The sequence below is a fragment of the Pseudomonas nabeulensis genome (assembly GCF_004682045.1).
Classification (GTDB): domain Bacteria; phylum Pseudomonadota; class Gammaproteobacteria; order Pseudomonadales; family Pseudomonadaceae; genus Aquipseudomonas; species Aquipseudomonas nabeulensis.
Genome location: NZ_QUZT01000053.1, coordinates 37937 through 49566, shown reverse-complemented (window position 1 = coordinate 49566; position 11630 = coordinate 37937). Strand labels below are relative to the sequence as shown.

Below are 11630 nucleotides of genomic sequence, written 5' to 3'. Positions count from 1 at the left end.
ATCGCGCTCGAAGTCGCTGATCACGTGCCCGTCGAGGTTCAGCTGATGCAGGTGGCCGCTGCCGTAGTAGAGGCGGTTCAGCCAGCGACCGTCGGGCAGGCAGGTTTGGATCAGGTTGCCCAGTTCGTCGTAATGATGTTCAAGCGAGCCCGCCGCGCTCTGTTCTTCGAGCAGTTGGCCCAGGGCGTCATAGCGAAAGCCCACGGCTTGCTGGCGGCCCTCAAGGTCGGTGAAGGTCACGCCGATCAATTGATCGTTGGGGTCATGCTCATACGCCGTGGTGCCGTCTGCGGTGACTTTACTGACCAGGCGCCCCACCGGGTCCCGCCGGAACTGATGGGACAGCGGCGCCACCGGCTCGCCTTCGTTGCCCGGCAGATGATCGACCACCACCACATTGTCCAGGGCATCGTAGCGGTACTGGCGGCGGCTCTGGTCGAGGTCTTGCTGCTGCACCAGGCGGTCCGCAGCATCCCATTCGAAGCGATAGCTTTCGCCGTTTTCATTGGTCAGCTTCAACAATCGCCCGTAGGCGTCGTGATCGAAGGTGACGCAGCGGTTGTGTGCATCCCACCGCTGGCGCACCTGGCCGCGCAGGTCATAGGCATAGCGCGAGGTGTTGCCAGCGGGGTCGATGTAGGCGGTCAGGTAGCCACCGGCGCTGCGCTGGAAATGTTCAAGGCGGCCATCCGGCAGTTGGCACTCCAGTAGCAAGCCTTGGGCGTTGTACTGATAACGCACCGATTCACCCTCGGCATCCGTCTGCACCACCAGATTGCCCAAGGCGTCGTACTGATAACGGGTCGGGTAACCCGAACAGTCGACCTCTTCGATCAATTGGCTCCATTCGTTCCAATGCAGCGTGCGGGTTTTTTCCGTGGCGTCGATGATGCGTATCGGTTGGCCGAAGGCGTCATAGACAAAACGCGTACGGTTGCCCAGCGGGTCGATCTCTTCGATGCAGTTGCCGTGTTGGTCGTAGCGGTAACGCCAACTGTTGCCCGCCGGGTCGGTTTCCACTTCGGGCAACGCCCAGTGCGCCAGCCACTGTGTGCCGCTGGTGCGGGCCAGTGGGTCGGTGACGGCACTGAGGTTGCCGGCCTCGTCATAACTGAATTGCCATTGGCCGCCTTGCGGATCAACCGCGCCGAGCAGTTGGCGGTCCGTGTTCCAGTCGAACTGCCAGGTGTGGCCCAGATTGTCGACGTAGCGCGTGATCTGATACTGCGCATTCCAATGGCGCGTGCTGACCCGCTGCAGGCCGTCGGTGACACGGGTGATGCCCGCCGCTAGGTCGTAGTCGAAGTGGTACTCATCGCCTGCGTCTGTCCAATGCCGACTGACGCGCCATTCTTCACCGTCGGGGCCTTGCACGGCGGCCCATTGGTAGAAGCAACGCAAGCCCCCCGGCAATTGGTGTTCGGCCATGCGTCGGTCGCTGTCGTAGGCGAAGCGGCGCTGGGTGGTGCCCTGGGCGTCGATGACGTCGGCCAGGTCGCCGTTGGCGTCATAGCGATAGCGCACGAGCACATCGCTGCGCCCCTCAAAATGCTCATGGCGCAGGAAGCGCCGCTCGATATGGCTGACGCGCCGTGGATGGTCTGCGCTGTAACTCAGGTCGACGTGCATCAGCTCATGGCTGTCACGCAGGCGGCACAGGCGTCCTTGGGTGTCGTAGTCGAGGAAGATCCGCCCTTCATTGCGATCACCCAGCAGTTGCAGGCGCATGCGTGAGGGTTTGAGCGGGTCGGGTTCGAACAGTCGATACAGGCCGTCGACGCTCTCGATCAATACCGCGCCGTCGGCACTGCGTCTTACCGCCAAGCCTTGGCCCGGGTCGTAAGCGCCGCCGGACAAGGGCACGTAGCCGATCTCCAGACGGCGACCCAGCTCATCGGTGTAGAACAGGTTTTCGTCGGCGTCGACTTCGATCATGACTTCATAGGGCACGCTCCAGCCCGCACCGAACAGGCCATCCTGGCGCGTATCGAGGCTGCTGTAGAAACGCTGCCAAGGGATGGGCAGCAAGCCCGGCAACACGAAGTCCAGCTCGTCGTCATCACCGAGGATCTTGGCACCCGTGGCGCTGTGCACCGGGTTCGGCGAGCCGGTGTTGGCGCTCTTGAGTGCAGAGGTAATCTTGCTGGTGGCATAGGACACGGCGCCGCCTACCACCACGCTGCCGAGCAGGCAGGGAAGTTTGGTCCAGAAGCAGCGCACATTGCCGCGCAGCATCAGCAGCGCGGTGATCGCCAGACCCACGCCGGGCGTCTTGCCGCTGCGAATCTCCTGCACCACGATGGTCTCGCCACCGATGCGCACATTCGGCGAGATCAGGCCCTCGGCCGTGCCGATCTTGGCATCGCAGGTACTGCGGTCGCCGGCACGCGCCGCCGGTTGGCCGTTGATGAACACCGAGCTGGAACCTTCGGCGATAAATTGCAGGGGCATGGGCGGGTGCTTGTTGCACGCCACGGTATCCAACTGGCAAGGCTCGGTGCCGGGGGCGGGGCTGGCGACGGTCGGGCGCCACATCTGCGAGAAAAACTCACCTGCCATGTCCAGGAAACTGGCGGCCGGCGGTTCGCTGGGCTCGACCGGCACGGCGGTCATCTTGCCGGCGGCACGGGCGGCCTTTTTGCCGTTGATGAATACGTTGTCCGAGCCGCTGGTGATGAAGGCATCGATCACCGGCGGAAACACCCAGTTGGCGGCGGTCTCACACCAACTGGATATCTTTAGATCCGCCCCCGTGAGCCCGGCGGTAATCCCCACGACAGCACCGACCACCAGCACCAGGGCTACCCCGCCGGTGGCGATGGTTGCGCCGGTCACCACGGCCACCGCCGCAGCCGCCGCCAGGCAGCCTACGTAGGTGATCGCCGCATAGGCCGCCACTTCCAGCACGCCGCCGAGCACGTCCGCCCACACCGAGGTGTGCAGCAGCCCGTCGCCCTCGCGGGCAGCCCACAGATCATCACTCATTGCTCTGGCTCGGCTCAGGCTTTGGCGAGGAAGTTGAGCGTGCTTTTGAGCGTGGCCCAGTGCGCCGCCTCGGCAGGTCCCAGGGGTTGGGTCTTTACGTAGCTCAAGGCGATCAGGTTGCGCGTGCCGGGTATCTGCATCGCCAGTTGATACTGGTAGATGTTGTCGGCGCCTTTGTTGAAACGGTTCTGTACCTCAAAGGCATCGATATCCTGGGCCGGCCCGATCTTGACGGCTTGGGCCGGCGAATAACGAAGGTCCTTCACCTGCTGTTCGAGCTTTTTAAGCTGGCCTTCGAAGTTGTTCTGCAAGGTCTCGCCATCGGCCAGCGGGCTACGGCTGACCACCAGCGTAGTGCCCAACTTGGCGAACTTGAGGATATTGATCGAAGAGTCCTGTACCTCTGCATCGGGCAGGGTGAATTGGGCTTCGTTAATCAGGTAATTCATCGCAAGAAAATCTCGTTATTGACCCGCGTCGGGCTTGGCCGGGAATTTTGATTCGACGGCGGACTTGATGGTGTCCTGCACGCCTTGGGCGCCGGGGGAGGTGCCCTTGTCGCTGCCCAGGTTGATATCCAGTTTGCCCTTTGTCTGGATCTTGCTGCTGCCAGAGGAGAACAGGTTGAACGAGCCACAGGTCAGGTTGATATCGCCGCCCGCCTTGAGCTCGATCACACTGTCGCCGCACACCAGCCGAAGGCTGTCGCCCGCCTCGATGGTGTAGTGGGTGGCCGCGCTGTCGGACTTGGCCCCGCCCACCAACACCGTGTCGTTGTTGCGCACTACGCGCAGGCGGTTGCTGCCAATCGTCACCGTCTCGTTATGCCCAATGCTTTTGTTACGGTCATGCCCCACCGAATGGCTCTCATCCACCTCGACCACGATGTCCTGATTACGCTCGGCGTGGATATACAACTGCTCCAACCCCTTCTTGTCCTCCATGCGGATTTCATTGAAGTTGGCCGGCGTACCGCCCTTGCTCGAACGGCTTTTCATGCCGCTTTGGGTGGCATTTTCCGGCAGGTCGTAAGGCACCGTCTGCTCGGCGTTGTACACCCGCCCGGTGATGATCGGCCGGTCGGGGTCGCCTTCCAGAAAGCTCACAATCACTTCCTGGCCGATCCGTGGAATCTGCATCGAGCCCCAGTTCTTGCCGGCCCAGGCTTGCGACACGCGAATCCAGCACGAGCTGTTTTCGTTGGACTGGTCGTGACGGTCCCAGTGGAAGTGCACCTTCACGCGGCCGTATTGGTCGGTCCAGATTTCTTCGCCCTTGGGGCCGACCACCAGAGCCGTCTGCGGGCCTTCGACCTTGGGCCGGTGGGTGCTCTGCAAGGCGCGGTAGCTTTGCTGTGCGGGGATGCAGGCAAGGGAACTTTCAAACTGCGCTGAACCCGAGCCGCTGCCGCTTTCCAGGCTTTCCTGGGTGATGTAGTAGCGGGTGCCGACGATCAGGTATTCGCGGTTCTGGTCCTGGCGACTGAAACCGGTGAGGCTGAACAGATGCCCTGAACCCAAACCCCGTGCATTGCCGCTGAACTCGATCTGCTCGTGCTGGGTGTGCAGCGCTTCGATGCGGGTGCGGGCGTAGTGTTCGCCGTCTTCGCTTTGCACGTAGGTGCCGGGGTAGTCGTACAGCGGATAGTCGCCAGCGGCGTGCTCGCGAGGCATGGCCGAGCGCACATCGATGCGGGCGCTGGGGCGCTGGAAGTCGTAGTCGTTAAGCTCCAGGGAGCCGGGCTGTACCTTGCGACTCAAATGCCAGTCATGCATATGGTCGCGTTCGCGCTGCTGCTCGTCCTTGGGGTAATACGGGATCGACGCGTAGCCCGGCACCGTGGTGTGGGCGCCGTAGGCGTCGGCCAGCACCAGCACATGGCGGTCGGGTTCATGGCGGAAGAAGTAGTAGATGCCTTCCTGTTCCATCAAGCGGCTGACGAATTCGAAGCTGGTCTCGCGGTACTGCACGCAGTATTCCCACTCGCGGTACGGCCGGCTCAGGGCGTCTTCGAAGTCGGAAAAGCCCAAGTCGCGAAACACCTGCTTGATGATCTGCGGGATGCTCAGGTGCTGGAAAATCCGGCAATCGGAGGTGCGGCTGAGCAGCCACAGCCACGGGCGCAAGGTCACCTGGTAACTGGCGAACTGACCCTGGTCGATGTTCTGGCTGCAACTGGCGACGAGGCCATGGAAGTGCCGCTCGCCACCGTCCGCCAGCTGCACGCCCACGCTCATGGGTTTGCCGAGCAATTGGTTGAGGTCGATGTTGGCGTCCAGGGACGTCAGTTGCAGCTCATAGCTGAACAGCCGCCCAAGCTCTTCACCGCCGCCCATTTGATTGAGCAGCAGCACATCCGGCCCGAGGGGGCTGGTGATCTTGGCCAGGCGTGAGGCTTGGTTGAAAAGCATCGGTTGTCCCATAAATTGCGTATTAACTGAAGAAACTGGAGCAAATGTGGGAGGGGGCTTGCCCCCGATGGCGGTGGATCAGTCACCCGATGTATCAACTGATACACCCTCATCGGGGGCAAGCCCCCTCCCACATTTGAATTGCATTCCTTCAGTTCAATCGGCGTCGCTGAAGGCATAGTGCAATTCATTATCCCGACTGCTAATCCGCACCCCCGCCAACGCCTTGCCCTCCAACATGCGCGTGAGGAACTCACGGCTCATGTCCGGCAGCAAACTGTTGGTCAGAATGGTATCGATCATCCGCCCACCGCTTTCGGTTTCGGTGCAGCGCGACACGATCAAATCCACCACCGCGTCGTCAAAGTCGAACGCCACCTTGTGGGTACTTTCCACGCGCTTCTTGATGCGGCCCAGTTGCAGGCGAGTGATCGCCTTGAGCATCTCGTCGCTCAGCGGGTAGTACGGAATGGTCACCAAACGGCCCAACAGCGCCGGCGGGAATATCTCCAGCAGCGGCTGGCGCAGGGCTTTGGCGATCTCTTCCGGCTGCGGCACGTTCGCCGGGTCTTTGCACACCTGGGCAATCAGCTCGGTACCGGCGTTGGTGGTCAGCAGGATCAGGGTGTTCTTGAAGTCGATCACCCGGCCTTCGCCGTCTTCCATCACGCCCTTGTCGAACACCTGGAAGAAGATCTCGTGCACGTCCGGGTGGGCTTTTTCCACCTCGTCCAGCAGCACCACGCTGTAGGGTTTGCGCCGCACCGCTTCGGTCAGCACACCGCCTTCGCCGTAGCCGATATAGCCCGGTGGCGCGCCCTTGAGGGTGGACACCGTGTGGGCTTCCTGGAACTCGCTCATGTTGATGGTGATCACGTTCTGCTCGCCGCCGTACATGGCTTCGGCCAGGGCCAGGGCGGTTTCGGTCTTGCCCACGCCGGAGGTGCCGGCGAGCATGAACACGCCAATCGGCTTGCTCGGGTTGTCGAGGCCGGCGCGGGAGGTCTGGATGCGCTTGGCGATCATCTGCAAGGCATGGTCCTGGCCGATGATGCGTTTTTTCAGGTGCTGGTCGAGGTTGAGCACCGTCTCCAATTCGTTGCGGGCCATGCGGCCCACCGGGATGCCGGTCCAATCGGCGACCACCGAGGCCACGGCCTGGTAATCCACGGTCGGCAGGATCAGCGGGGTCTCGCCTTGCAGGGCGCTGAGGCGCTGTTGCAGGTCGACCAGTTGGGCGCGTAATGCGTCGTTGCCGCTGTCGACCACGCCAACGGTTTCGCGCAGGGTCGCACGGGTGGCGAGCAGTTCATCCACCAGCGCTTTCTCTTCCGCCCAACGGCTTTCCAAGGTGGCAAGACGCTCACGCTCCGCGCTCAACAGCGCCTCGGTGTTGGTTTGCCGCGCACCAATCGCAATGCCGATGGCATGCTCACGGGCGATGATCTGCAACTCGGTTTCCAGCGCCTCGATGCGACGGCGGCTGTCGTCCACTTCCGCCGGCACTGCATGCAGGCTGATGGCGACGCGGGCGCAGGCGGTGTCCAGCAGGCTCACGGATTTGTCCGGCAACTGACGCGCCGGGATATAGCGGTGCGACAGCTTCACCGACGCTTCCAGGGCTTCATCGAGGATCTGCACCTGATGGTGTTGCTCCATGGTCGAGGCCACGCCGCGCATCATCAGCAGCGCCTTGTCTTCCGAAGGCTCGGCGACTTGCACCACCTGGAAGCGTCGGGTCAGGGCCGGGTCTTTCTCGATGTGTTTCTTGTACTCGGCCCACGTGGTGGCGGCCACGGTACGCAAGGTGCCACGGGCGAGCGCGGGCTTGAGCAGGTTGGCGGCATCACCGGTGCCGGCAGCGCCACCGGCACCCACCAGGGTGTGGGCTTCGTCGATAAACAAAATGATCGGCTTGGGCGAGGCCTGCACATCTTCGATCACTTGGCGCAGGCGCTGTTCGAACTCGCCTTTCATGCTCGCGCCGGCTTGCAGCAGGCCCACGTCGAGGCTGCGCAGTTCCACATCCTTAAGTGCGGGAGGCACGTCACCGGCGACGATACGCAGGGCGAAACCTTCGACCACGGCGGTCTTGCCCACACCCGCTTCGCCGGTGAGGATCGGGTTGTTCTGGCGCCGGCGCATAAGGATATCCACCAGTTGGCGGATCTCTTCATCGCGCCCGACGATAGGGTCGAGCTTGCCGCTGCGCGCCTGTTCGGTCAGGTCCACGGTGAAGCGTTTGAGGGCTTCCTGTTTACCCATCGCGCTTGGCGCCATGGCGCCGCTGGCTTCACCGGGAACCCCGGCATTAAAACCGTCGCTGGCGCTCAGGGCATTTTCCGGCGAATCACCGACGTATTCGTCGAAGCGCTCGCTCAGGGTTTCGGCCTTGATCTTGTCGAACTCCGAGGACAACCCCAGCAGCGCATGGCGCAGGCTCGGCGTCTTCAAGATGCCCAGCACCAGATAACCGGTGCGCACCTGGCTTTCACCGAACATCAGGCTGCCGTACACCCAGCCGCGCTCCACGGCTTCTTCCACGTGGGAGGACAGGTCGGTGATCGAGGTCGAGCCACGGGGCAGGCGATCCAGGGCCTCGGTGAGGTCGCGGGCCAGGCGCGCTGGTTCTACGTTGAACTGGCGGATGAGGCGGTGCAGGTCCGAGTCCTGCAGTTGCAGCAACTGGTGAAACCAGTGGGCCAATTCCACATACGGGTTACCGCGCAATTTGCAGAACACCGTGGCGGCTTCGATGGCCTTGTAGGCCACGCTGTTGAGTTTGCCGAACAGTGCGGCGCGACTGATTTCACCCATGCTCTGGATTCCTTGAGGTGGTGGCGTGATCGGCGTAGTGCCGGGCCAGGATTAGGTCGTTGGCGTCTCGCTCGGGTTGGCCGAGCCAGGTGTTGAAGCCCAGGCGGAACTGGCCGTTGAGTTGCAGCGCCGGGACTTCGGGTTGTTGCAAAACCAGGTTCAAATCCCAGTCCAATTCATGGCCCAGGTACTCGGCCACCCACGCCACCAGTTCGTTGAACGGCGGTTGGCCGGGCAGCAGGCTCATGTAGTCATCGAGGCTGAGCGGGCCCAGGCGGATGCGGAATTTATGCTGGCGGTCCCACACATGGCTGCCCAGGCAAAAATCCACGCCCAACTGGTTGGCGCTGACGCCCACGCGGCTGCGTTCGGGCAGTTCCAGCCATTGGCCGATGTATTCCTCGATCTCCACCGGCAGGCCGAAGTACTCGCCGAGGATCGCCTTCAAACCGTCCGGGTAACGGGTTTGCGCTGACAGGTGGCCGCTGTAGTGCAGCTTTGCGGTATCCGGGATCAGGCCCTGGTTGAGCAGGCTCGGCATGCCGCGTCCACTCAGGGCGGCGAGGCGTGCGGACCAGTAGTCATCGTCTGGGCGGTCATGGCTGACCGTTGGCCGCGCCTCGGCCCAGGCCCGGTAAAACAGGCTGAGCAGGCGATGGTGGAACACGTCCAAAAACTGTTTGCTGGTGCTGTCGGCGTTGTTGCGCTGACGCTCGCGCACGTACTCGGTGATATGCAGCGGCAGCGGGCCGTTGGGGCCGCCGAGGCCGAAGAAGAACTGCTCCAGCCGCGCCGGTTTGCCGTCACCACCGGGATCGGCCGAGGCCAGGGTGGCTGGTGCGAAGGTGCAGTCGGCCTGTTGCCCGAGGCGCAGCGGGTCGTCCGCCAGGCGCAGGGAATGGCCCAGGCGCGGCAGCTCCGGCGATTCGCACTCGATACGCCGCAGCGCCTGGAAGAAATCGTATTCCCAGGGCTCCTGATGCATCGCATCCAGGGTACTCACAGGGTCGGACGCCGTCCGGGCTTGGCTTTCCATCGCATGATCTCGCCGCGTTCGGTGGTACGGATCACCGTCTCGGTAAAGCTGTTGATCGACACGTAGCGCGCCAGGAAACGTTCCAGCACCGCACCCAGCAGGAACACGCCGGTGCCGCGAAACGCGTTTTCATCGAACTCCAGGGTGATCTCCAAACCACGCCCAAACACTATCGGGCCGGGCATCGGCAGGCGGCGGGTCACGGCTTTGCTGCTGACCTCGCGCAGGCCTTCGATCTGCAGTTGCAGGGCGGCGTCATTGCTGTCGCCATACAGGCGCAGCAGTTCACGCAAGGCGCCGGCGCCCTGGCCTTGCTCGCTCAACGACAGGTAGTTCAGCGACAGCTGGCTGATCAGGCGCCAGGCCTTGGCGTCATGGGCATGGCTGGCGCGCGGGCGACTGGGGCCGGCCACGCAACGCACGGACAACACCGGCGCGCTGTCGGCCAGGGTGAAGTCGGTCTTGCCGTTGCCCACGCTCATGAACAGCGGCAGGTCGCGGTTGGTGCACAGCGCGGTCACGCCGAGCTGGCGCAGGTCGTGGCCGTAGGGGGCCTGGCGACTGTCCACCAGGCTCACAAAGGTTTCGCTGCCCACATAGGTCGAGCGCGGGCCGTTGCGACGCTGGTCGCTGGACAACACCCGGGGCTCACGGCGCACCGTGTAGTAGGCCTGGTCGCGGCCATAGCGGGATGGATCGCGCACCGCGTAGAACGGCAAAAACGGCTGCTCCGGTCCCGTGCCATGGCCGGTGAGGCCGCTCAGGGAATGAATCTCGAAATCCATCGGCCGCGTGCGGTCGGCGATCACATGGTGTTCGTTGACCCGGTCAGACAAGTGGATACGGTCCACGCGTTTGGGAAACAGGTTGATCGCCGGCGTGCAGAACGGCAAAAACTGCGCCGCGCCGACGCTGCCTTCCAGGCTCGGTTCGTGACGGTCGAACAGCACGATCAGTTCCAGTTCCTGGCCGTCGCAGCGCTTGACCGCGCGGCTCAATTCGGCGAATTCGACGAACAGGAAGCGGTGGGGCAGGGCGAAGTATTCCTGCAACAGTCGATAGCCCTGGAACGCCCGCGCCACCACCGGCATGGCCGCGTCGGCATCGTCAAAACCACGGGAGCGCAAGGCCTCTTGCGGCAGGCGCTCGACCCAATCGCCTCCAGGTTTGCGTGCAAACACCGCGCAGGCATTGCCCAGCAGTTGCTCGTAGAGGCGGAACGGCTGCTCATCGGCGCCGCTGAGGTACAGCGGCAGGCTGTCCAGATCGAGGCTGTTGAAGGGCAGTTCGGCGCCGGTGCGCAGGGTCAGGCGCAGGCCGGCCTTGGCTTTTGGCTCGCTGGCGGCCAGGCGGCCCAACACCGCAGCGGGGTTGCCGAAATACTCGGCATTGCTGACCTGCAACGGCCACAACGTCACCGGCTGGGCGGTGCGGTACTCGCAGCAGGTCTGGGTTTCACGGCCCAATGCGGCGCGCAATACCGTGTCGCGGGGCAGGGGGAAACCGCCGGCCAGGGAACCTTCGTCCGGGTCGGTCTGCAATTGCACCACGGTCATCGATGGCGTGGGTGCCAGGTAATGGGGGTAGGCGATTTCCAGCAGGTTATGGGTGAAGGTCGGGTACTCGGCGTCCAGCTTGAGCTGCACGCGGGCGGTGAGGTAGGCAAATCCTTCGAGCAAACGTTCGACATACGGGTCGGCGCAGTCCATGCCGGACAGGGTCAGCCGACTGGCGATCTTCGGGTATTCCTTGGCGAACTCGGCGGCGCTTTCGCGCACGTGGTGCAGTTCCTGGTTGTACAGCTCCAGCAGGCGCGGGTTCATGGGCGTCTCCGCTGGTCGGCATTCACCACGCGCACGTGGCCGGACTCCAGGTCCAGGTCGGTTTGCAGCAACAGGCGTAACGGCACCGGCTGTGCCCACAGGTCGCCTTCGATCTCGAAACTCAGCGCGTTATGGTTCATCTCGCCATGGCCAACGCGGGCCTTGACCCGCAGGGTATGGCGCAAAATGCGTGGTTCAAAGGTGGCGATCGCCTGGTAAATCAGCGCTTCCAATGCCTTGATGTCCACGCTGGACACACTGTTGCCCGCCAGCGCCGGCAGGCCGTAATTGACCACCGAAGTGCCGGCCGGGGTGTGCAGCGTCGCGTCGGCATCCAGCAACGACGTGGTGTTGAGCAGCCACGCCAGGTCGCGCAACACCGAGGCTTTCAATTGGGTCAGGGACAGCACGCGTTTGTCGGCGCTTTCCTTGGGATTGGTGGGATCGTCATCGGTCAACCGGTCCAGCAGGGACGGTTGCAGACGGTCGCGGGAAGCGATTTCAGTGACCACCCAAGCAGCTCCACGGACGGGTTGGAGGAACAGAAGGGCCGTGACG

At 63.2% G+C, this 11630-nt stretch carries 7 protein-coding genes; all 7 read right to left on the bottom strand.

The window, feature by feature from the left end:
• Positions 1–2985 (bottom strand): DUF6531 domain-containing protein (locus DYL61_RS23325; protein ID WP_135310281.1); only part of this gene is annotated, 2985 nt, incomplete at its 3' end.
• 14 nt (positions 2986–2999) lie between these two features.
• Positions 3000–3434, bottom strand: a complete 435-nt coding sequence (locus DYL61_RS23320) for a DcrB-related protein (protein ID WP_135310280.1) — start codon at positions 3432–3434, stop codon at positions 3000–3002.
• A 15-nt stretch (positions 3435–3449) separates the two neighbouring features.
• The gene (locus tag DYL61_RS23315; RefSeq protein ID WP_135310279.1) at positions 3450–5396 is read right to left on the bottom strand and encodes a type VI secretion system Vgr family protein; all 1947 of its coding nucleotides are present in this window, start codon (positions 5394–5396) and stop codon (positions 3450–3452) included.
• A 156-nt stretch (positions 5397–5552) separates the two neighbouring features.
• A complete protein-coding gene (gene tssH / locus DYL61_RS23310; RefSeq protein WP_135310278.1) occupies positions 5553–8213 on the bottom strand; it encodes a type VI secretion system ATPase TssH in 2661 nt (886 codons plus the stop codon).
• Positions 8206–9249, bottom strand: coding sequence for a type VI secretion system baseplate subunit TssG (gene tssG / locus DYL61_RS23305; protein ID WP_135310277.1), 1044 nt, complete (start codon positions 9247–9249; stop codon positions 8206–8208). Before tssG ends, tssH begins: the two co-directional genes overlap by 8 nt.
• Positions 9213–11072 carry a type VI secretion system baseplate subunit TssF gene (tssF, locus tag DYL61_RS23300; protein WP_135310276.1) on the bottom strand — a complete coding sequence of 620 codons (1860 nt, stop codon included), beginning with the start codon at positions 11070–11072 and terminating at the stop codon, positions 9213–9215. Before tssF ends, tssG begins: the two co-directional genes overlap by 37 nt.
• The gene (gene tssE, locus DYL61_RS23295; protein ID WP_005792513.1) at positions 11069–11584 is read right to left on the bottom strand and encodes a type VI secretion system baseplate subunit TssE; all 516 of its coding nucleotides are present in this window, start codon (positions 11582–11584) and stop codon (positions 11069–11071) included. The genes tssF and tssE overlap by 4 nt, the downstream gene beginning before the upstream one ends.
• Positions 11585–11630: the final 46 nt, after the last annotated feature.